This is a genomic window from Klebsiella sp. 64, from assembly GCF_018223915.1.
Classification (GTDB): domain Bacteria; phylum Pseudomonadota; class Gammaproteobacteria; order Enterobacterales; family Enterobacteriaceae; genus Klebsiella; species Klebsiella pneumoniae.
On record NZ_JAGRQZ010000002.1, the window covers coordinates 146,603 to 165,765 of the forward strand.

General features: G+C 56.8%; 22 protein-coding genes and 1 pseudogene. 14 read left to right on the plus strand and 9 right to left on the minus strand.

All coding sequences use genetic code 11. The features are described from left to right. Positions 1-14 precede the first annotated feature (14 nt). Positions 15-1,883 carry an amidohydrolase gene (locus KHQ23_RS02810; protein ID WP_032421064.1) on the plus strand — a complete coding sequence of 623 codons (1,869 nt, stop codon included), beginning with the start codon at positions 15-17 and terminating at the stop codon, positions 1,881-1,883. A 58-nt stretch (positions 1,884-1,941) separates the two neighbouring features. Here KHQ23_RS02810 and fba read toward each other — a convergent pair whose 3' ends face one another. The 5 genes from fba to KHQ23_RS02835 form a co-directional block, all read right to left on the minus strand. Further along, positions 1,942-2,796 (minus strand): class II fructose-1,6-bisphosphate aldolase, encoded by an 855-nt coding sequence (gene fba / locus KHQ23_RS02815; RefSeq protein ID WP_020316516.1) that lies wholly within the window; start codon positions 2,794-2,796, stop codon positions 1,942-1,944. A gap of 35 nt (positions 2,797-2,831) precedes the next feature. Next, positions 2,832-3,794, minus strand: a complete 963-nt coding sequence (locus KHQ23_RS02820; protein ID WP_002890372.1) for a carbohydrate kinase family protein — start codon at positions 3,792-3,794, stop codon at positions 2,832-2,834. Between the two features lie 65 nt (positions 3,795-3,859). Next, the gene (locus tag KHQ23_RS02825) at positions 3,860-5,251 is read right to left on the minus strand and encodes a PTS ascorbate transporter subunit IIC (RefSeq protein ID WP_004151345.1); all 1,392 of its coding nucleotides are present in this window, start codon (positions 5,249-5,251) and stop codon (positions 3,860-3,862) included. 20 nt (positions 5,252-5,271) lie between these two features. Next, a complete protein-coding gene (locus KHQ23_RS02830) occupies positions 5,272-5,559 on the minus strand; it encodes a PTS sugar transporter subunit IIB (RefSeq protein WP_002890376.1) in 288 nt (95 codons plus the stop codon). A 5-nt stretch (positions 5,560-5,564) separates the two neighbouring features. Beyond that, positions 5,565-6,008, minus strand: coding sequence for a PTS sugar transporter subunit IIA (locus KHQ23_RS02835; RefSeq protein ID WP_002890380.1), 444 nt, complete (start codon positions 6,006-6,008; stop codon positions 5,565-5,567). 55 nt (positions 6,009-6,063) lie between these two features. Between KHQ23_RS02835 and KHQ23_RS26270 the strand changes: the two are divergent. After that, positions 6,064-6,231: pseudogene (locus KHQ23_RS26270) on the plus strand (hypothetical protein). A 123-nt stretch (positions 6,232-6,354) separates the two neighbouring features. On the opposite strand, the gene KHQ23_RS02840 reads toward KHQ23_RS26270, so the two are convergent. Both KHQ23_RS02840 and acpH read right to left on the minus strand, forming a co-directional pair. Continuing rightward, the gene (locus tag KHQ23_RS02840; protein ID WP_004178733.1) at positions 6,355-6,957 is read right to left on the minus strand and encodes a peroxiredoxin; all 603 of its coding nucleotides are present in this window, start codon (positions 6,955-6,957) and stop codon (positions 6,355-6,357) included. A 127-nt stretch (positions 6,958-7,084) separates the two neighbouring features. Continuing rightward, entirely contained in the window at positions 7,085-7,666 is a 582-nt protein-coding gene (gene acpH / locus KHQ23_RS02845) for an ACP phosphodiesterase (RefSeq protein WP_012737492.1), read from the minus strand. A gap of 74 nt (positions 7,667-7,740) precedes the next feature. Here acpH and KHQ23_RS02850 point away from each other — a divergent pair, with 74 nt between their 5' ends. The 8 genes from KHQ23_RS02850 to KHQ23_RS02885 all read left to right on the plus strand — a co-directional run bounded on the left by KHQ23_RS02850 (position 7,741) and on the right by KHQ23_RS02885 (position 14,655). Next, the gene (locus tag KHQ23_RS02850) at positions 7,741-7,857 is read left to right on the plus strand and encodes a hypothetical protein (RefSeq protein ID WP_004218831.1); all 117 of its coding nucleotides are present in this window, start codon (positions 7,741-7,743) and stop codon (positions 7,855-7,857) included. Between the two features lie 64 nt (positions 7,858-7,921). Beyond that, on the plus strand, positions 7,922-8,986 hold the full coding sequence (queA, locus tag KHQ23_RS02855; protein WP_002890390.1) for a tRNA preQ1(34) S-adenosylmethionine ribosyltransferase-isomerase QueA: 1,065 nt from the start codon (positions 7,922-7,924) through the stop codon (positions 8,984-8,986). A gap of 108 nt (positions 8,987-9,094) precedes the next feature. Beyond that, positions 9,095-10,222, plus strand: a complete 1,128-nt coding sequence (gene tgt / locus KHQ23_RS02860; protein WP_032421065.1) for a tRNA guanosine(34) transglycosylase Tgt — start codon at positions 9,095-9,097, stop codon at positions 10,220-10,222. Positions 10,223-10,244: 22 nt separating this feature from the next. Continuing rightward, positions 10,245-10,577 (plus strand): preprotein translocase subunit YajC, encoded by a 333-nt coding sequence (gene yajC, locus KHQ23_RS02865; protein WP_002890398.1) that lies wholly within the window; start codon positions 10,245-10,247, stop codon positions 10,575-10,577. 26 nt (positions 10,578-10,603) lie between these two features. Then, the gene (secD, locus tag KHQ23_RS02870) at positions 10,604-12,451 is read left to right on the plus strand and encodes a protein translocase subunit SecD (RefSeq protein ID WP_002890400.1); all 1,848 of its coding nucleotides are present in this window, start codon (positions 10,604-10,606) and stop codon (positions 12,449-12,451) included. Positions 12,452-12,461: 10 nt separating this feature from the next. Further along, positions 12,462-13,433 (plus strand): protein translocase subunit SecF, encoded by a 972-nt coding sequence (gene secF, locus KHQ23_RS02875; protein ID WP_002890403.1) that lies wholly within the window; start codon positions 12,462-12,464, stop codon positions 13,431-13,433. Between the two features lie 137 nt (positions 13,434-13,570). Continuing rightward, positions 13,571-13,936, plus strand: coding sequence for a VOC family protein (locus tag KHQ23_RS02880; protein WP_020802573.1), 366 nt, complete (start codon positions 13,571-13,573; stop codon positions 13,934-13,936). 23 nt (positions 13,937-13,959) lie between these two features. Then, positions 13,960-14,655 carry a YafY family protein gene (locus KHQ23_RS02885; protein ID WP_004144646.1) on the plus strand — a complete coding sequence of 232 codons (696 nt, stop codon included), beginning with the start codon at positions 13,960-13,962 and terminating at the stop codon, positions 14,653-14,655. Between the two features lie 54 nt (positions 14,656-14,709). On the opposite strand, the gene KHQ23_RS02890 is transcribed toward KHQ23_RS02885, so the two are convergent. Continuing rightward, positions 14,710-15,594, minus strand: a complete 885-nt coding sequence (locus KHQ23_RS02890) for a nucleoside-specific channel-forming protein Tsx (protein ID WP_002890412.1) — start codon at positions 15,592-15,594, stop codon at positions 14,710-14,712. A 298-nt stretch (positions 15,595-15,892) separates the two neighbouring features. Beyond that, on the minus strand, positions 15,893-16,432 hold the full coding sequence (locus KHQ23_RS02895) for a DUF3251 domain-containing protein (protein ID WP_002890414.1): 540 nt from the start codon (positions 16,430-16,432) through the stop codon (positions 15,893-15,895). Between the two features lie 147 nt (positions 16,433-16,579). Between KHQ23_RS02895 and nrdR the strand changes: the two genes are divergently transcribed. The 4 genes from nrdR (at position 16,580) to nusB (ending at position 19,133) form a co-directional block, all read left to right on the plus strand. After that, entirely contained in the window at positions 16,580-17,029 is a 450-nt protein-coding gene (gene nrdR, locus KHQ23_RS02900) for a transcriptional regulator NrdR (protein ID WP_002890417.1), read from the plus strand. 3 nt (positions 17,030-17,032) lie between these two features. Further along, the gene (gene ribD, locus KHQ23_RS02905; protein ID WP_004144650.1) at positions 17,033-18,136 is read left to right on the plus strand and encodes a bifunctional diaminohydroxyphosphoribosylaminopyrimidine deaminase/5-amino-6-(5-phosphoribosylamino)uracil reductase RibD; all 1,104 of its coding nucleotides are present in this window, start codon (positions 17,033-17,035) and stop codon (positions 18,134-18,136) included. An 87-nt stretch (positions 18,137-18,223) separates the two neighbouring features. Then, positions 18,224-18,694, plus strand: a complete 471-nt coding sequence (ribE, locus tag KHQ23_RS02910; protein WP_001021161.1) for a 6,7-dimethyl-8-ribityllumazine synthase — start codon at positions 18,224-18,226, stop codon at positions 18,692-18,694. Between the two features lie 19 nt (positions 18,695-18,713). Continuing rightward, positions 18,714-19,133, plus strand: a complete 420-nt coding sequence (nusB, locus tag KHQ23_RS02915; protein ID WP_002891356.1) for a transcription antitermination factor NusB — start codon at positions 18,714-18,716, stop codon at positions 19,131-19,133. The last annotated feature ends 30 nt before the right edge of the window (positions 19,134-19,163 follow it).

Sequence of the window (19,163 nt, forward strand, 5' to 3'; positions counted from 1 at the left end):
TCAAGGAGTGCGTTATGTCGCAAACTGCCACACTGATTCTGACCCACGGTCAGATTCATACCCTCGATCGTGCGAATCCCCTGGCGGAAGCCGTGGCCATCGCCGACGGAAAAATTGTTGCCACCGGAAGTCACGATCGGATCATGAGCTTTGCCGCCGAGGGGACGCAAATCGTCGATCTCAAAGGGCATACGGTGATCCCGGGCCTCAACGATTCTCACCTGCACCTGATCCGCGGTGGGTTGAACTACAACCTTGAGCTCCGCTGGGAGGGCGTCCCCTCGCTGGCGGATGCCCTGCGAATGCTGAAGGATCAGGCGGATCGCACGCCGTCCCCGCAGTGGGTGCGGGTGGTCGGCGGCTGGAGCGAATTTCAATTCGCCGAGCGGCGGATGCCGACCCTGGAAGAGCTGAACGAGGCGGCGCCTGATACGCCGGTGTTTGTGCTCCATCTCTACGATCGCGCGCTGTTGAACCGTGCGGCGCTGAAAGCCGTGGGGTATAGCAAAGAGACGCCGGATCCGGCGGGCGGCGAGATCGTCCGCGATAGCCACGGCAACCCGACCGGGATGCTGATCGCTAAACCGAACGCCATGATCCTTTACGCTACGCTGGCCAAGGGGCCGAAGCTGCCGCTGGATCTGCAGGTGAACTCCACCCGTCAATTTATGCGCGAGCTGAACCGACTGGGGCTGACCAGCGCCATCGACGCCGGCGGCGGCTTCCAGAACTATCCGGAAGATTACGAAATTATCGAACAGCTGCACGCGAAAGATCAGATGACCGTGCGCATCGCCTACAACCTGTTTACTCAGCGGCCGAAGCAGGAGCTGGAGGATTTCGAACGCTGGACCGACATGCTGAAGCCGGGGCAGGGGACTGACTTCTATCGCGCCAACGGCGCCGGCGAGATGCTGGTATTTTCGGCGGCGGATTTTGAAGATTTCCTGCAGCCGCGGCCGGATCTGCCGCAAGGCATGGAGGATGAGCTGGAGCGGGTGGTACGCCATCTGGTGGAGCATCGCTGGCCGTTCCGCCTGCATGCCACCTACGATGAGTCCATCAGCCGGATGCTGGACGTGTTTGAGAAGGTGAACCGCGATATCCCGTTTAATGGCCTGCACTGGTTCTTCGATCATGCCGAGACCATTACCGAGCGTAATATTGAGCGGGTGAAGGCGCTGGGGGGCGGTATTGCGGTGCAGCATCGGATGGCCTTCCAGGGCGAATATTTTGTCGATCGCTACGGCAAAGAGGCGGTGAAACATACCCCGCCGGTAGCAAAGATGCTGGCGCTGGACGTGCCGGTGGGGCTGGGCACCGATGCGACCCGCGTCGCCAGCTATAACCCGTGGACCGCGCTGTACTGGCTGGTCTCCGGGCGCACCGTTGGCGGGATGGCGATGTATGACGACGCCAACCGCCTGCCGCGCGATGTCGCGCTGGAGCTGTGGACGGCGGGCAGCGCCTGGTTCTCCAGCGAGCAGGGCAAGAAAGGCCGTCTGGCCGCCGGTCAGCTTGCCGATCTGGTGGTGCTGTCGAAAGACTACTTCAGCGTCGCGGAAGAGGAGATCAAAGGCATTGAGTCGGTGCTGACGGTGGTTGACGGCAAAGTGGTCTACGCCGCTGGTCACTTCTCGCCGCTGGCGCCGCCGCCTATTCCGGTGCTGCCGGAGTGGTCGCCGGTGGTGAAGGTCCCGGGCCATTACCGTTCCGCTCCGCCGGCGACGGCTAAAATCGGCGCCATAGTGCAGATGCACCAGTGCTGCGGTAGCTGTGGCGTCCACGGCCATCAGCATGATATTGCGCGTAAGTCGTCGATTCCGGTCTCTGACGAGCAGGCCTTCTGGGGCGTGCTGGGCTGTTCCTGCTTTGCCTTTTGATACCTGACGCCACCGCCCCGGCAGCGTCGGGGCGGTGGTTTCAGCCGCAGGCCCGGCGTCAATAGCGCTGTTCTGAGCCAAAGAGCGCTATGCGGCGGGCAATCATCTCGCGTACCGGCTGCAGTCCCTGGGCGATGACTTTCCGCGGATCGTTCACATCGTGCCCGGTGTCGGCGGCGAAAATTGCTTTCACCTGTTGGCACCAGGCGTACATATTTTCGGTATTAACGTTAATCTTGGCGGTGCCGCAGGCAATCGCCCGGCGCATATCCTCATCGGCAATTCCGGTGCCGCCATGCAGCACCAGCGGAACCTTCACCTGCTCGGCAATGGCTTTCATCTCGGTAAATCCCAGCCGGGCTTTACCTTTATACAGACCATGGGTGGAGCCCAGCGCGGCGGCGAGGCAATCCACCTGGGTTTCTGTCACCAGGGTGTAGCACTCCTGCGGATCGGCGTAGATGACTTCGGAATTGACAATGCCGTCTTCACTGCCGGCGATGGTCCCCAGTTCGGCCTCCACAGAGATACCTTTGCTGTGGGCCAGCGTCACCAGGTGGCGGGTAATGGCCAGGTTTTCCCTGAACGGCAGATGCGAGCCATCAAACATAATGGAACTGAAGCCGGCGGCGATCGCCGCTTCGCAGGCCTCCTGGGTAGTGCCGTGATCCAGATGCAGCGCCACCGGAACATCAATATGCAAATACTCCATGGCGTTAACCACGATGTCATGAATACATTTTAACCCGAGCATATGCTTAACCGTGCCGCCGGACACCCCCAAAATAACCGGTGAGCGGCACTGCTGGGCGGTGCTTAATACGGCGCCGACCCATTCCAGATTATTAATGTTGAACTGACCGACGGCGTAGCCGTCCCGCAGGGCATGCTGAAGCATGTCCTTCATCGACACTAACATATTCACCTCTTGATATTTATTAAATGCAGTTATTCTTCAAAATATTGCGTTAAGTTTCTCTCGTAGCTATTTAACGAGTGGTGGACGACCGCCAGGTCCGGCATCGATTCCCGAACCCCTTTTTTCTCAATAGAAATGGCGGCGGTCAGGCTGGCAAATAAAATAATGTTATCGATATGCCATGAGTAATGGACGCCATAGGTGAAGGCGCCGTGAAATACATCCCCGGCGCCGGTGGTATCAACGGCATTGCACAGCCAGGACGGGACGATCTGCAGCATACCGCTTTTTAAAAAAGCGCAGCCTTTTTCGCCAAGGGTAATAAATGCTTCACCGCGGCAAATTTTATTCAACTCAATCAGGGCCGCTTTAATTTCTGCTTCGGTGCTCAGTGAGCGATAGCTCATATAATCGCGGGCGAAATGTTCGCTCACTACAAAATAGTCAGTCCAGGCCGCCAGTTTAATATTGCTGGCGCGCAGTGACCCGCCGTCCATCACGACCCTGGCGTTGGGCAGTTTCTTAATTAAATATTCACTGATTTCCGCCTCATGGCCGTCAATTAAAATGGTGACCGGCTCCTCGCTGGCAATCAGTCGCTCGGCGAGGTCGTCCAGTTTGAGCTTTTGCTCGTAGGTCAGGGAAGGCGGCGTTTGCATCTTGCGGGTAATAATTGTCCGCGAACCCGTTAAGCGATTGACCAGCACCGAGGCCAGCGGGGTGATCATGTCATCGGAGAAAACCACCTGGCTGGTATCCACCCCCGCCTCGGCAAACTCATCGATAATGCGCTGACCGTAAAGGTCCTGCTGCAGATGACCAATGTAATAAACCTCCTCGCCCCATAATCCCAGCAGCCAGGCCGCATTGGCCGCCGGACCGCCGCCGCTTTCAATAAAATCATGACAAAAGTTTTTGGTATTCTCCTGGGGCCATTCATTGAGAAAGAAAAACTGATCGAAACAAGCAAATCCAATGGACAAAATAGCCATAACCACTCCTGATTATTTGTCAGCGGCGGAAAGCGTGGCCCTTCCGCCGGGAAAAATGACCTCGCTTATTCATTTTTCTGCTTCGCCGTCAGCTCCTCATAGCTGAGCGTGTTGCCCACCACCTGGACGTGACGGAAGCAGAAAGGCGCCAGCAGCGCGACGAGCAGCGCCAGACAAATCAGATAGATAGTGATCTGACCAAACTGGGTGAACGCATTCCCGATAATGATGCCCCATACCGCGAAGTCGAAATCGGCGAAGGTGCTGTTTTCAAACCCGAGGTTGCCGAGCGCCGGCAGCAGCATCGCCGGCAGGAAGGCGAGGAAGATCCCGCCGATAAAGGAGGCGATGATACATCCGCGCTTCCCCCCCAGTTTGTCGGCGAAGACGCCGGACGTGCCGCCGCAGAAGAAGTGCGGGACCATGCCGGGAATAATCAGCGCCATGCCCAGCCCGCCGAGCAAGAGCATCCCGACCAGCCCGCCCACAAAGGAGCTGATGAATCCCACCACCACCGCGGTGGGGCTAAAGGTGAAGAACACCGCGCAGTCAACGGCCGGGATGGAGTCCGGGATCAGCTTCTGGCTGATGCCCTGGAACGCCGGCACCAGATCGCCGAGGATCAGCCGCACGCCGTTATAGACAATGGCTACGCCAACGGCGAACTGCAGACCGGTCAGCACCGAGAAGATCAGCATGTTTTGGTCGGTGATGGTGCTCAGGTACGCCGACCCGGCGACAGCGCTGCAGACAAAGTAGATAACAAACATCACGATACCGGTGGTGACCGTGGTATCGCGCAGAAAGCCCCATTTTTCTGAAATTTCGGTATCGGCGAAGGAATTTGCCGGATTGCCGGTCCGGCTGGCGATCCATGCCGAGAGGTAGTAGCCGAGAGAACCGAAATGGCCCATGGCGATCCCGCCGTCTTCGGTTACCTGTCTGGTGTAACGCTGACCGATGGCCGGGGAGATGGCTGACCATGAGCCCAACAGGAATCCACCGATCAGGATCAACATCCAGCCCTGGAACTCCGCCGCCTGCAGAACGGCGGAGAACAGGCAGGCGAGAAAGAACGAATGATGGCCGGTCAGAAAGATATATTTATACTTGGTACAACGGGCGATAATCAGGTTGAAAATAAAGCCTAACAGCAAAATACTCATGGTTTCCACGCCCAGCATTTTCTGGGCGACGGAGACAATGGCTTCATTGTTCGGAATAACGCCGCGGATATTAAATCCGGCCTCGATAATACCGCCCAGCGGATTGAGATTGGCAACGATAACGCCTGCCCCAGCGCTCAACATCAAATAGCCTAAAATCGGCTTTAATGTGCCGGTAAGCAGTTTGTTACCGGGGGAGCGCAGCGCCACTAAACCAACAAAGGCGATAAGCCCCATTAAAAAGGCGGGTTGACTGAATATTTCCGTTAAGAAACTAAGAATAGCCTGCATGTTCGTTCCCTCTATGCTGATTAAGAGTGAGTCGCAGCAATTTTCATCAGCGCATCGGTAATATCCTCGGCGATCTTCGCTTTATGGACGTAGCTGCGAATGATGGCGACATGACAGTGGGCCGGAAATTGATTTGCTAGTTCTTTGATCGTGACGTAAAGGTCGGCTTTTTCCCCGACGGCGTTAGCAAAATCGACCGAGGCGACGTCCGCTTTGATGCCTAATTCGTCACAGATCTTTTTCACATTATTCGCAGCCATCAATGAGCTGCCAATACCGTTACCACAAACCGTTCTGATAACTAACATAATGACTACTCCATTTGTTTTTGAATGAAATGTAAGACTGAATTAACGTCATTTTCCTGCTGAAGAAAGGTCACAATATCTGACTCGATCAGCGAGGCTATCAGTTGGATCATTTTGATATGACTGTCAGCATCGGCGCCGGCGATCGCGATGACCACGGAAACCGGATCGAACTCATCGTGGCCGAAGGAGATTGGCGTGGCGGTGGTGACAAGTGAGAACCCGGTCTGTAATGCCCCTTTTTCCGGCCGGGCATGCGGCATGGCAATCCCGTCATCTATCACGATGGCGGCGCCAAAATCTTCATATACCGTCAGCATCTCGTTGACATATTCGGCGCTGCAAATCTGGCGCCTGGCAAGTAATGAACCCGCCAGTTCGATGGCCTCTTCCGCACGGGAAATATTCTGCTTAAGGGCGATTAACGACGGGTCAAAAATAATTTCCATCCTCAGCTCCTGAACGTATTCCTGTTCCTGAGTTAAATCATGACCAAATACATTGATGAAAATGATGGATGAGATCACATCCGCGGTTTTAAATATTGATGGGGATCACATCGACGGCAAAGTACCGGCAGAAAAAGATATAAATAATTTATAAGTTTTTCAGTCTGTTATGAAGGCTTTGTATTTTGACGCTGAAATTTGGCAGAGAAAAAGTGAGAGGTAGGGCGAATTTTTTCGCCAGAAGTATATCGCTGGTCACAAATATCGGCGGGTCATTTTCTTAAATTTTGACGCCGCTAACAAAAAAGGCCCGCCTGAGCGAGCCTTTTATTAAAACGCGTGCCGATTACAGGCTGGAAACGTTTTCGGTCAGGTATTTTGCTACGCCTTCCGGAGAGGCGGCCATACCTTCTTTTCCTTTTTCCCACTGCGCCGGGCAGACTTCGCCGTGCTCTTCGTGGAACTGCAGGGCGTCAACCATACGCAGCATTTCGTCGATGTTACGGCCCAGCGGCAGGTCGTTAACCACCTGGTGGCGTACCACGCCGTTAGCGTCGATCAGGAAAGAGCCGCGCAGCGCTACGCCTTCGTCCGGATGCTCGATACCGTAAGCTTTCTGGATTTCACGTTTGATGTCAGCAACCATCGCGTATTTAACCGGGCCGATACCGCCCTGGTCTACCGGGGTGTTACGCCATGCGTTGTGCACGAACTCGGAGTCGAAGGAAACGCCAACCACTTCCACGCCGCGTTTCTGGAATTCTTCGTAACGTTTGTCGAACGCGATCAGCTCAGACGGGCACACGAAGGTGAAGTCCATCGGCCAGAAGAACAGAACGGTAGGTTTACCGTTGGTGTGCTGTTTGAAATTGAATTTCTCAACGATCTCACCATTACCCAGCACAGCGGCTGCAGTAAAATCCGGCGCTTGACGAGTGACCAGAACCATTTGATTCTCCTGTAATTACTAAGGTTATTTGGAACGCAACGCGGGCAAGTATAGAGCCTGCCCGGCAATAACACAAAGAGGCGCTAACAATCGTTCAGCCAGCTTTTACCTATCAATGACGTGGCTATTACAGCTGTTTGTTTTCTGCCAGGCGCATCATCTGCGGATAAAAGCGCCAGAACTGCGTCTCCAGACGGTCGTAATGGATATCCAGATCCTGCCAGGAGTCGCGTAGCGCCTCGAGACGTGGACGGCGGCTGGCCATGCCGTTCAGCACGCGCTGAATAAAATCCATTTCCCGATAGCGCTCCAGCCAGCGCTCCGACCACAGATATTGATTGAGATTGACGAAGCGGGGCGGCGAGTCGGGCAGGATGGGGACGATCTGCCGCTCGGCGTAGCGTACGAACTCGTCCAGCGGCAGGTCAGGGGAGAGCTGCGCCCAGTGCTGGGACAGGAAATGATCCCACATAACGTCGAGGGTGATGGGGGCGACGCGGCGGGTCTGCGGGCGAAACCACTCCCGCGCCTCTTTGACTTCCGCCAGGTTGTCAGTCATCACGTCAATCCGCCGATGCATATAGATGCCGTCGATGATCTCCGCCGGATAGTCGCCCTGCGGGTTGCCGCGCACGAAGTCGGCCATCAGGTTGCCGGGCAGCGAACTGTCGGCGAGATGGGCCAGGTGCAGGTGGGCGAGAAAATTCATAAAACGACATCCTTTAAATACGAGCGGGCAGGTGGAAACACCGATGTTGCGCTGAACGCCGCCTCGGTGGCCGAATGGCATGCTGTCTGGCCGCGCGCGGCACCTTTGCCACCGGTAAGGCATTCGGTTGCCGCATGGCGGCATTCGGAATGATTTGGAATATAGATTATGTCATTCATCCGGAGGGGTAAAGGTTGCAGCCAGACCGCCCCGGCACTAGACTACCCGCCTCTTTATTCAGTCTGAGTTACCGTCATGCGCGTTACCGATTTTGCTTTTGAACTACCCGAATCTCTGATCGCCCACTATCCGATGCCTGAGCGCAGTAGCTGTCGCTTGCTCTCCCTGGACGGGCCGACGGGCGCGCTGACGCATGGCACCTTCACCGACATCCTCGATAAGCTCAATCCCGGCGATCTGCTGGTGTTTAACAACACCCGGGTGATCCCGGCGCGTCTGTTCGGCCGCAAGGCCAGCGGCGGCAAGATTGAAGTGCTGGTGGAGCGGATGCTGGATGATAAGCGCATCCTGGCCCATATTCGCGCCTCAAAAGCGCCGAAGCCGGGCGCCGAGCTGCTGCTGGGCGATGACGAGAGCATTAAGGCCACGATGCTGGCGCGTCATGGCGCGCTGTTTGAAGTGGAGTTTAACGACGAGCGCCCGGTGCTGGAGATCCTTAACGGGATCGGCCATATGCCGCTGCCGCCCTATATTGACCGCCCGGACGAAGACGCCGACCGCGAGCTCTATCAAACCGTCTATGGCACCAGGCCGGGCGCGGTAGCCGCCCCGACCGCCGGTTTGCATTTCGACGAACCGCTGCTGGACAAACTGCGCGCCAAAGGCGTTGAGATGGCGTTTGTCACCCTGCATGTGGGCGCGGGCACCTTCCAGCCGGTGCGCGTCGACAGCATTGAAGAGCACACCATGCACTCCGAATATGCCGAAGTGCCGCAGGAGGTGGTCGATGCGGTGCTGGCGGCGAAAGCGCGCGGCAACCGCGTGATCGCGGTGGGCACCACCTCGGTACGTTCGCTGGAGAGCGCGGCGCAGGCGGCGAAAGACGCGCTGATCGCGCCGTTCTTCGACGATACGCAGATTTTCATCTACCCGGGTTATCAGTACCAGGTGATCGATGCGCTGGTGACTAACTTCCATCTCCCTGAATCCACACTGATTATGCTGGTGTCGGCGTTTGCGGGTTATCAGCACACCATGAACGCCTATAAGGTGGCGGTTGAGCAGAAATATCGCTTTTTTAGCTACGGGGATGCGATGTTTATCACGTACAATCCGCAGGCTATTTCTGAGCGTCCCTGAAAAGGCCGGTACGCCGGCTTGTAGACGCCATAACGCATTTTTTAGCTACGGAATCATTCCGTGGCGAGTATGAAAACGTCGGACTGTTTTTCTGACGCAGGAGCAAGCATGAAATTTGAACTGGATACCACCGACGGTCGCGCCCGCCGCGGTCGCCTGGTGTTTGAGCGCGGCGTGGTGGAAACACCGGCCTTTATGCCCGTTGGCACCTACGGCACCGTCAAAGGGATGACGCCGGAAGAGGTGGAAGCCACCGGCGCGCAGATTATTCTCGGCAACACCTTTCACCTGTGGCTGCGCCCGGGTCAGGAGATCATGAAGCTGCACGGCGATCTGCACGATTTTATGCAGTGGAAAGGACCGATCCTGACCGACTCCGGCGGTTTCCAGGTGTTCAGCCTTGGCGATATCCGTAAGATCACCGAGCAGGGCGTCCACTTCCGCAATCCGATCAACGGCGATCCGATTTTCCTCGATCCGGAAAAATCGATGGAGATTCAGTACGATCTCGGCTCTGACATCGTGATGATCTTCGACGAATGTACGCCGTACCCGGCGGACTGGGATTACGCCAAGCGCTCAATGGAGATGTCTCTGCGCTGGGCGAAGCGCAGCCGCGACCGTTTCGATAGCCTTGGCAATAAAAATGCGCTGTTCGGCATTATTCAGGGTAGCGTTTACGAAGATTTACGCGATATCTCGGTGAAAGGTCTGGTAGAGATTGGCTTTGATGGCTACGCTGTCGGCGGTTTGGCGGTTGGTGAGCCGAAGGAAGACATGCACCGTATTCTGGAGCACGTCTGCCCGCAGATCCCGGCCGATAAACCACGATACCTGATGGGCGTCGGGAAGCCGGAAGATCTGGTGGAAGGGGTACGTCGCGGTATCGATATGTTCGACTGCGTCATGCCGACGCGCAACGCGCGTAACGGCCACCTGTTCGTCACCGACGGCGTGGTGAAAATCCGCAACGCGAAGCACAAAAGCGATACCGCGCCGCTGGACGCCGAGTGTGATTGCTATACATGTCGCAATTATTCACGCGCTTACTTGCATCACCTCGACCGTTGCAACGAAATATTGGGCGCGCGTCTCAATACCATTCATAACCTGCGCTACTATCAGCGTTTAATGGCTGGTTTACGCAAGGCTATCGAAGAGGGTAAATTAGAGAGCTTCGTGACCGATTTTTACCAACGTCAGGGGCACACCGTGCCTCCTTTGAACGTTGATTAATTTTAATAATGAGGGAATTTCAATGAGCTTTTTTATTTCTGATGCGGTAGCGGCAACGGGTGCACCGGCGCAGGGCAGCCCGATGTCTCTGATTCTGATGCTGGTGGTGTTCGGTCTGATTTTTTACTTCATGATCCTGCGTCCACAGCAGAAGCGCACCAAGGAACATAAGAACCTGATGAACTCCATCGCCAAAGGTGATGAAGTGCTGACCAACGGCGGTCTGGTCGGTCGCGTGACCAAAGTGGCGGAAACTGGCTACATTGCTATCGCGCTGAACGATACCACTGAAGTGGTTATCAAACGTGACTTCGTTGCTGCCGTTCTGCCGAAAGGCACCATGAAGGCGCTGTAATCTAACTTTTCCCAAAGGGAACTGCCGTGTTAAACCGTTATCCTTTGTGGAAGTACGTCATGCTGGTCGTCGTCATTGTCGTCGGCCTGATCTATGCGCTTCCCAACCTGTATGGTGAGGATCCGGCTGTTCAAATCACTGGCGCGCGCGGCGTCGCCGCCAGTGAGCAAACGCTGATCCAGGTCCAGAAAACTTTACAAGAAGAAAAAATAACCGCGAAGTCTGTGGCACTGGAAGAGGGCGCTATTCTTGCGCGCTTCGACACCACTGATACCCAGCTGCGCGCGCGCGAAGCGCTGCTTAACGTGCTGGGTGACAAATACGTCGTGGCGCTGAACCTTGCTCCGGCAACCCCACGCTGGCTGGCGGCGCTCTATGCCGAGCCGATGAAGCTGGGTCTTGATCTGCGCGGCGGCGTGCACTTCCTGATGGAAGTCGACATGGACACCGCGTTAGGCAAACTGCAGGAACAGAACATCGATAGCCTGCGCAGCGAGCTGCGCGACAAAGGCATTCCTTACGCGACCGTGCGTAAAGAAGACAACTACGGTCTGAGCATCGTCTTCCGCGACAGCGCGGCGCGCGACCAGGCTATCTCTTATCTCAGCCCTCGCCATCGCGATCTGGTTATTTCCTCTCAGGGTGACAACAGCCTGAAAGCGGTGATGACCGATGAGCGCCTGAAAGAAGCCCGTGAGTACGCGGTTCAGCAGAACATTAATATCCTGCGTAACCGTGTGAACCAGCTGGGCGTCGCCGAGCCGCTGGTTCAGCGTCAGGGCGCTGACCGCATCGTGGTTGAGCTGCCGGGTATCCAGGATACCGCGCGTGCGAAGGAAATCCTTGGCGCGACCGCGACCCTCGAGTTCCGTCTGGTCAATACTAACGTGGACCAGTCCGCCGCCGCCTCTGGCCGCGTGCCGGGCGACTCGGAAGTGAAGCAGACGCGTGAAGGCCAGCCGGTAGTGCTGTACAAGCGGGTGATCCTGACCGGGGACCATATCACCGACTCGACCTCCAGCATGGATGAGTACAACCAGCCGCAGGTTAACATCTCGCTGGACAGCGCGGGCGGTAACATCATGTCTAACTTCACTAAGGACAACATCGGCAAGCCGATGGCGACCCTGTTCGTGGAGTATAAAGACAGCGGTAAGAAAGACGCTAACGGTCGCGCTATCCTGGCGAAAGAGGAAGAGGTGATTAACATCGCCAACATCCAGTCGCGTCTGGGTAACAGCTTCCGTATCACCGGTATCAGCAATCCGAACGAAGCGCGTCAGCTGTCGCTGCTGCTGCGTGCCGGCGCGCTGATTGCGCCGATTCAGATCGTCGAAGAGCGGACTATCGGCCCAACCCTGGGAATGCAGAACATCAAGCAGGGTCTGGAAGCCTGTCTGGCCGGTCTGGTGGTCTCTATCCTGTTCATGATCCTCTTCTATAAGAAGTTCGGCCTGATTGCGACCTCGGCGCTGATTGCCAACCTGATACTGATTGTCGGCATTATGTCCCTGATCCCGGGGGCGACGCTGACCATGCCGGGCATCGCGGGTATCGTGTTAACCCTTGCGGTGGCGGTCGATGCTAACGTTCTGATCAACGAGCGTATCAAAGAAGAGCTGAGCAACGGGCGTACCGTTCAGCAGGCGATTGACGAAGGTTATCGCGGCGCGTTCAGCTCGATCTTCGACGCCAACGTGACGACGCTTATCAAAGTGATCATCCTGTACGCGGTCGGTACCGGTGCCATTAAAGGGTTTGCGATTACCACCGGTATCGGTATCGCGACCTCAATGTTTACCGCTATCGTCGGCACCCGTGCCATCGTGAACCTGCTGTACGGCGGCAAGCGCGTTAAAAAGCTGTCTATCTGAGGAGTGCGTTGTGGCACAGGAATATACTGTTGAACAATTGAACCACGGCCGTAAAGTCTGGGACTTTATGCGCTGGGACTACTGGGCCTTCGGCATTTCAGGTTTTCTGCTGATTGTGTCGATCGCCATCATCGGCGTTCGCGGGTTTAACTGGGGGCTCGATTTCACCGGCGGTACGGTGATTGAAATTACCCTTGAGAAACCGGTCGATCTGGACCAGATGCGCGATTCCCTGCAGAAAGCGGGCTTTGAAGAGCCGCAGGTGCAGAACTTTGGCAGCAGCCGCGACATCATGGTACGTATGCCGCCGGTGCATGACGCCAACGGCAGCCAGGAGCTGGGCAGCAAGGTCGTGACGGTGATTAACGAATCGACCAGCCAGAATGCGGCAGTGAAGCGTATTGAGTTTGTCGGCCCGAGCGTCGGCGCGGACCTCGCGCAAACCGGCGCCCTGGCGCTGATTGCGGCGCTGGTCTGTATCCTGATCTACGTCGGCTTCCGCTTCGAATGGCGTCTGGCCGCCGGGGTGGTTATCGCCCTGGCGCACGACGTGGTGATCACCATGGGCGTGCTGTCGCTGTTCCATATCGAGATCGACCTGACCATCGTGGCCTCGTTGATGTCGGTTATCGGCTACTCGCTGAACGACAGTATCGTGGTATCGGACCGTATCCGTGAAAACTTCCGTAAGATCCGCCGCGGTACGCCGTACGAGATCTTTAACGTGTCGTTGACCCAGACGCTGCACCGTACCTTGATCACCTCTGGTACCACTTTGATGGTGATCCTGATGCTGTTCCTGTTCGGCGGCCCGATTCTGGAAGGCTTCTCGCTGACCATGCTGATCGGTGTTTCCATCGGTACGGCTTCCTCTATCTACGTCGCCTCCGCGCTGGCGTTGAAGCTGGGCATGAAGCGCGAGCATCTGATCCAGCAGAAGGTTGAGAAAGAAGGGGCGGATCAGCCGTCTATTCTGCCGTAATCCGGTTCAGTTGAGATAAAGCTATCCCGGCCCTTGCGGCCGGGATTTTTTTTGCCCGCGACAAAACCTGCTGACAGTATGCTGTCAGGAGCCCTCCCATACACTGCCTCTGAACTCACTAACGAGCAGGAGGAAGTATGAACAACGTGATTAACTGGTTTGAAATTCCGGTCGCCGATATGGATCGCGCCGTTGCGTTTTATGAGCCGGTGATGCAAGTGTCGCTGCGTCGCGAAACCATGGATTGCGCCGAGCTGGCGGTGTTCCCGCATCAGGATCCGGCCCCCGGCGGCGCGCTGGCCAAATTTGAAGGTATCGCGCCCTCGGCGCAGGGCGCTATTATTTATCTGCATACTGATCATCTTGCCGCCACGCTGGAGCGCGTTGCCTCGGCGGGTGGGGCCTGTGTCTTCGGCCCGCTGACGCTGCCGAATGATATTGGCACCATCGCCCTGTTTACCGACAGCGAGGGCAACTGCGTCGGCCTGCACCAGCCGGCTTAACCTTAACTTTTGTGAAGTGAGACATGACCCGACGCGCCGACCGTTTATTTCAGATTGTGCAGATCCTGCGCGGCAGGCGGCTCACTACCGCCGCGCTGCTGGCGGAGCGGCTGGGCGTGTCGGAGCGTACCGTCTATCGCGATATTCGCGATCTCTCCCTCTCCGGCGTACCGGTGGAGGGCGAAGCGGGCAGCGGCTACCGGCTGCTGGCGGGCTACGATCTGCCGCCGCTGATGCTGACCACCAAAGAATCCGAGGCGCTGATCGCTGCGATTCGGCTGCTAAAAACCTGGGGCGGTGAGGCGCTGTCGCAGTCGCTGGAGTCCGCCCAGGAAAAAATGCTGGCGATCCTGCCGGAGGCGCGTCGGCGCCAGGCGGAGCAGACTCGCCTGTTTGCCCCTGACCTTGGCGCGCATCGCTATGCTAAAACCCATTTTGACGTTATCCACCAGGCCGTATCCAATCAGCAGGTATTACAGCTTCACTACCAGGATGAATCCGGTCAGGTGACGTGGCGTGAAGTGCTGCCCCTGGGGCTGTTTTTCTGGGGCGAACGCTGGCTGCTGGTGGCCTGGTGCGAACTGCGCAATGATTACCGCAATTTTCGCCTCGACCGTTGTCTGGAGGTCAGAAGGACCGAACGTCGATTCAGCGAGTGCGCCGACCGCTCGTTAAGCGATTTTCTGCGCAAGGTCCGGTGCGAGGTGCGGGAGAAATAAAAAAACCCGGGCAGCAGGAGCTGCGGCCCGGGCGCTGCCTTGCTGTATCAGCAATCAGAAGTTGTAGCCGACCACGAAGTAACCACCCCAGCCGGTCGAGCGAACGCTGAACGGACCATCGCCGAAGTTCAGCTTCGCATCATCAGCCCACTGGCCGCCGTTATGGAAGTAACGGGCGACGATAGAGTAGTGCCAGTGCGCGTAGTTCAGCGCCAGGATGTGGCTGGAGGCGATAGAGTTGCTGGTGCGCGCGTGCTTCCCGTTCAGATCGTAGAAGTTGTCATCGCCGAGGTCAGAACCCCAGTCGAAGTTGGTGAAGCCGATGTAGCTCAGCGAACCGCCCCACAGGTCGGTCAGCGGCACAAAGTATTTCACTTTGAAGCGATAGCCGTCCCATTCGTTTTCGTTGGAGGCGCCGTAGTTCTGCCACTGGTACTTGGCGTAGACGTTCAGCGACAGGCTCATTGGCAGGCCGGTATCGATATCGGTACCCAGACCCATATACCAGGTGCTCTGCTCCTGGGAGTCGTTGCGGCCCATATCGTAGATATAGTTGTTGGCGAAATACCATTCTTTGAACGGCCCGAAGCTCAGGTCGGTATTGGTCAGCTTATCGATAGAGAAACGCGGTTCGATCTCCATAAACAGCGGGGAACCTTTGTTCCAGATACCTTTTGCCGTGCTGTTGCCGCCGAAGAATACCGGGGCATCAATATAGCCGTAGAAATCAAACCAGTCTTTTTTGGCGAACGCTTCGTATTCCAGGTAGGTATCGTTACGGATCTGCGGTCCAAAACGGGTGTGGTAGCTGCCCACCACGTTAACACTCTGGTGCCACCAGTCAGACAGATACTGCGGTTTGTCGTTTTCTGCCGCGCCCGCGGCAAAAGTAGTGGAGAGCGCCACAACCGCACCCGCTGCCAGTAATGTTTTTTTCATAGTAATGCCACTGTTTAAATTGAGCCTGAAGGCGTTAAAAGAAGTGCCGAAGCGTTTCTAAATATTTCGTCTTTCTGTGGGGGTCTATTATAGGAATCATTGCTCACAAAAATACGTGTTGTTTCACATAACCAGAACATGCGTAATCGATTGCGTTCACGATTCTATGCATTTCTTGACAAAATGCTACTGAAAATCGCGCTGCAGAACGATTTCTAATGAACTCTTGCGAAAAGTTGTAAGTGGATAAGAAAGACGGGGCAGGAGGTAGCCGGGCGGGGCAGGCCCGGCTGAAGGCTTACTGGGCGGCGGCGGGCTGGATATCGTGTACGCGAATAAAACCGACTTTATCTGGCGTTACATTGAGGCGCAACGGGATATCGACATCGCTGGGGGCGAGGGTGCTGGCCGGCGCGCTAATCAGCTGATCCTGAACATTGACTTCCTGATAGCTGTGGGTGGTGCCGGTGATCTGTCCGGAAGCGACGGTGGCGGTAAAGGCCGGCAGCGGATCGTTGGATTCGCCCTGAATGCGTAAGGTCAGGCGTGACCCATCGCCATCCGGGGTAATACTGCCCACCGACATGCGCAGGGTGCCGATCTGGCTCTCCAGCCGCGCCGGGGTCTTGGCCTCCGGCAGCAGATAGACGCCGCGGGTGGATTTGGCGTTCAGCGCGTTTTGCTGGGTGATTTTGATCGTTTGCTGGTTGAGCTGGGTCATCTCCTGGCTCAGCGTACTCACGCTCTGGTGCATCTGGCGGATTTCGCTTTGCTGGGCGCAGGCGGTCAGGGTGAACAGGCAGCCCGCGATGGCGAGCTTCAGGTAACGTCTTGTCATGGTCAGGATTCCGTTTACAGAGGATGCTTAATGGTAGCCAAACCGGCCTCATCTCCCATAGATCCTTTGTCTCAAAAGCTCTTTCTTTGTAGTCCGGTCACTTCGCGGTAAACTACTCTTCAGTTTAACTACCTGTCAGGACGCGCTATGCATTGCCCTTTCTGTTTCGCCGTGGATACCAAAGTGATCGACTCTCGTCTGGTGGGGGAAGGCTCTTCCGTGCGTCGCCGTCGGCAGTGCCTGGTCTGTAACGAACGCTTTACCACCTTCGAAGTGGCGGAGCTGGTGATGCCGCGGGTGGTGAAGAGTAACGATGTGCGCGAACCCTTCAACGAAGACAAGCTGCGCAGCGGGATGCTGAAAGCGCTGGAGAAACGTCCGGTTAGCGCCGACGACGTGGAAATGGCGGTCAACCATATCAAGACTCATCTGCGCGGCACCGGCGAGCGCGAAGTGGCCAGCAAAATGATCGGCAACCTGGTGATGGAGCAGCTGAAAAAGCTGGATAAAGTCGCCTATATTCGCTTCGCGTCGGTCTATCGCAGCTTCGAAGATATTAAAGAATTCGGCGAAGAGATCGCCCGCTTACAGGACTAAGCCATGCAGGACGAAATGTACATGGCGCGTGCGCTGAAGCTTGCCGCGCGCGGTCGCTTTACTACCCATCCTAACCCTAACGTCGGCTGCGTCATTGTGAAAGACGGTGAGATCGTCGGCGAGGGGTTTCACTATCGCGCCGGCGAGCCGCATGCTGAAGTGCACGCCCTGCGCATGGCTGGCGAAAAGGCGCGCGGCGCCACCGCCTACGTCACTCTTGAGCCCTGCAGCCACCATGGCCGTACGCCGCCATGCTGCGATGCGCTGATTGCCGCCGGCGTCAGCCGCGTGGTCGCCGCGATGCAGGATCCGAACCCGCAGGTGGCGGGGCGCGGTTTGTATCGCCTGCAGCAGGCCGGCATTGAGGTCAGCCATGGGCTGATGATGAACGAAGCGGAAGCGCTGAATAAGGGCTTTCTGAAGCGGATGCGCACCGGTTTTCCCTGGGTGCAGCTGAAGCTGGGTGCCTCGCTGGACGGCCGCACGGCGATGGCCAGCGGCGAAAGCCAGTGGATCACCTCCCCGCAGGCGCGACGCGACGTGCAGCGTCTGCGCGCCCAGAGCCATGCCATCCTGACCAGCAGCGCCACCGTGCTGGCGGACGATCCGGCGCTGACCGTGCGCTGGCAGGAGCTGAGCGCCGATACCCAGGCGCTTTATCCCGAAGAGAATTTGCGCCAGCCGCTGCGCGTCGTCATCGACAGCCAGAACCGCGTCACGCCTGAGCATCGTATTGTGCAGCAGGCGGGGGAAACGCTGTTTGCCCGCCTGCGCGCCGATGAACGGCAGTGGCCGGAAAGCGCCCGCACGCTGCTGGTTCCGGAGCATAACGGCCATCTCGATCTGGTGCTGCTGATGATGCTGCTTGGCAAACAGCAGATCAACAGCGTCTGGGTTGAGGCAGGGGCTACGCTTGCCGGGGCGCTGCTGCAGGCGGGTCTGGTCGACGAGCTTATCGTCTATATTGCGCCTAAACTGTTAGGCAATGCGGCGCGTGGATTATGCGCGCTACCGGGGCTTGAAGAGCTGAGCCAGGCCCCCCATTTTAAATTCAATGAGATACGTCAGGTTGGCCCGGATGTCTGCCTGCATTTAACCACTGCGTGAGGCTTTCCTGATTATTAGGAAGCAGCGCTCAGAATAATATGATAAAATCCGCCCCCCTTGCGGGGCACATGAACCCGAAGGAAGAGTATGAACATTATTGAAGCTAACGTTGCTACCCCGGACGCTCGCGTCGCCATCACCATTGCGCGTTTCAACAACTTTATCAATGACAGCCTGCTGGAAGGCGCGATTGACGCCCTGAAACGCATTGGTCAGGTAAAAGATGAAAACATCACCGTCGTTTGGGTTCCAGGCGCGTATGAGCTGCCGCTGGCGGCTGGCGCACTGGCGAAAACCGGTAAATATGACGCGGTGATCGCGCTGGGGACGGTGATTCGCGGCGGTACCGCCCACTTTGAATATGTGGCAGGCGGTGCCAGCAATGGCCTGGCGCATGTCGCTCAGGACAGCGAAATCCCGGTAGCCTTTGGTGTTCTGACCACTGAAAGTATTGAACAAGCCATTGAGCGCGCTGGCACCAAAGCCGGTAACAAAGGTGCAGAAGCTGCGCTGACCGCGCTGGAAATGATTAACGTATTGAAAGCCATCAAGGCCTGATTTTTGTAAGGGGAATTCCGTGAAACCTGCTGCTCGTCGCCGCGCCCGTGAGTGTGCCGTTCAGGCGCTCTACTCCTGGCAGTTGTCCCACAACGACATCGCTGATGTCGAATACCAGTTCCTGGCGGAACAGGACGTAAAAGATGTTGATGTTCTGTATTTCCGCGAACTGCTGTCCGGAGTGGCGACTAACAGCGCGTACCTCGACGGCCTGATGAAGCCCTACCTGTCCCGCCAGCTGGAAGAGCTGGGCCAGGTTGAAAAAGCGGTGCTGCGTATCGCGCTGTTTGAGCTGTCCAAACGTGATGACGTACCGTATAAAGTGGCCATCAATGAAGCTATCGAACTGGCGAAAACCTTCGGCGCTGAAGATAGCCACAAGTTCGTTAACGGCGTGCTGGACAAAGCGGCTCCGGTAATTCGTCCCCACAAGAAGTAAACTGCAGGCCGGGTTTTGCGAGGGTCGCCT

What these genes read in the sequence shown, in the direction of transcription:
- yajC (WP_002890398.1), top strand. Translation starts at nt 10,245, where the DNA reads ATGAGCTTTTTTATTTCTGATGCGGTAGCGGCAACGGGTGCACCGGCG.
- KHQ23_RS02810 (WP_032421064.1), top strand. Translation starts at nt 15, where the DNA reads ATGTCGCAAACTGCCACACTGATTCTGACCCACGGTCAGATTCATACC.
- tgt (WP_032421065.1), top strand. Translation starts at nt 9,095, where the DNA reads ATGAAATTTGAACTGGATACCACCGACGGTCGCGCCCGCCGCGGTCGC.
- KHQ23_RS02835 (WP_002890380.1), bottom strand. Translation starts at nt 6,008, where the DNA reads ATGGAAATTATTTTTGACCCGTCGTTAATCGCCCTTAAGCAGAATATT.
- ribD (WP_004144650.1), top strand. Translation starts at nt 17,033, where the DNA reads ATGCAGGACGAAATGTACATGGCGCGTGCGCTGAAGCTTGCCGCGCGC.
- KHQ23_RS02830 (WP_002890376.1), bottom strand. Translation starts at nt 5,559, where the DNA reads ATGTTAGTTATCAGAACGGTTTGTGGTAACGGTATTGGCAGCTCATTG.
- KHQ23_RS02890 (WP_002890412.1), bottom strand. Translation starts at nt 15,594, where the DNA reads ATGAAAAAAACATTACTGGCAGCGGGTGCGGTTGTGGCGCTCTCCACT.
- KHQ23_RS02820 (WP_002890372.1), bottom strand. Translation starts at nt 3,794, where the DNA reads ATGGCTATTTTGTCCATTGGATTTGCTTGTTTCGATCAGTTTTTCTTT.
- nrdR (WP_002890417.1), top strand. Translation starts at nt 16,580, where the DNA reads ATGCATTGCCCTTTCTGTTTCGCCGTGGATACCAAAGTGATCGACTCT.
- KHQ23_RS02885 (WP_004144646.1), top strand. Translation starts at nt 13,960, where the DNA reads ATGACCCGACGCGCCGACCGTTTATTTCAGATTGTGCAGATCCTGCGC.
- queA (WP_002890390.1), top strand. Translation starts at nt 7,922, where the DNA reads ATGCGCGTTACCGATTTTGCTTTTGAACTACCCGAATCTCTGATCGCC.
- acpH (WP_012737492.1), bottom strand. Translation starts at nt 7,666, where the DNA reads ATGAATTTTCTCGCCCACCTGCACCTGGCCCATCTCGCCGACAGTTCG.
- ribE (WP_001021161.1), top strand. Translation starts at nt 18,224, where the DNA reads ATGAACATTATTGAAGCTAACGTTGCTACCCCGGACGCTCGCGTCGCC.
- KHQ23_RS02825 (WP_004151345.1), bottom strand. Translation starts at nt 5,251, where the DNA reads ATGCAGGCTATTCTTAGTTTCTTAACGGAAATATTCAGTCAACCCGCC.
- KHQ23_RS02895 (WP_002890414.1), bottom strand. Translation starts at nt 16,432, where the DNA reads ATGACAAGACGTTACCTGAAGCTCGCCATCGCGGGCTGCCTGTTCACC.
- KHQ23_RS02850 (WP_004218831.1), top strand. Translation starts at nt 7,741, where the DNA reads ATGGCATGCTGTCTGGCCGCGCGCGGCACCTTTGCCACCGGTAAGGCA.
- KHQ23_RS02840 (WP_004178733.1), bottom strand. Translation starts at nt 6,957, where the DNA reads ATGGTTCTGGTCACTCGTCAAGCGCCGGATTTTACTGCAGCCGCTGTG.
- KHQ23_RS02880 (WP_020802573.1), top strand. Translation starts at nt 13,571, where the DNA reads ATGAACAACGTGATTAACTGGTTTGAAATTCCGGTCGCCGATATGGAT.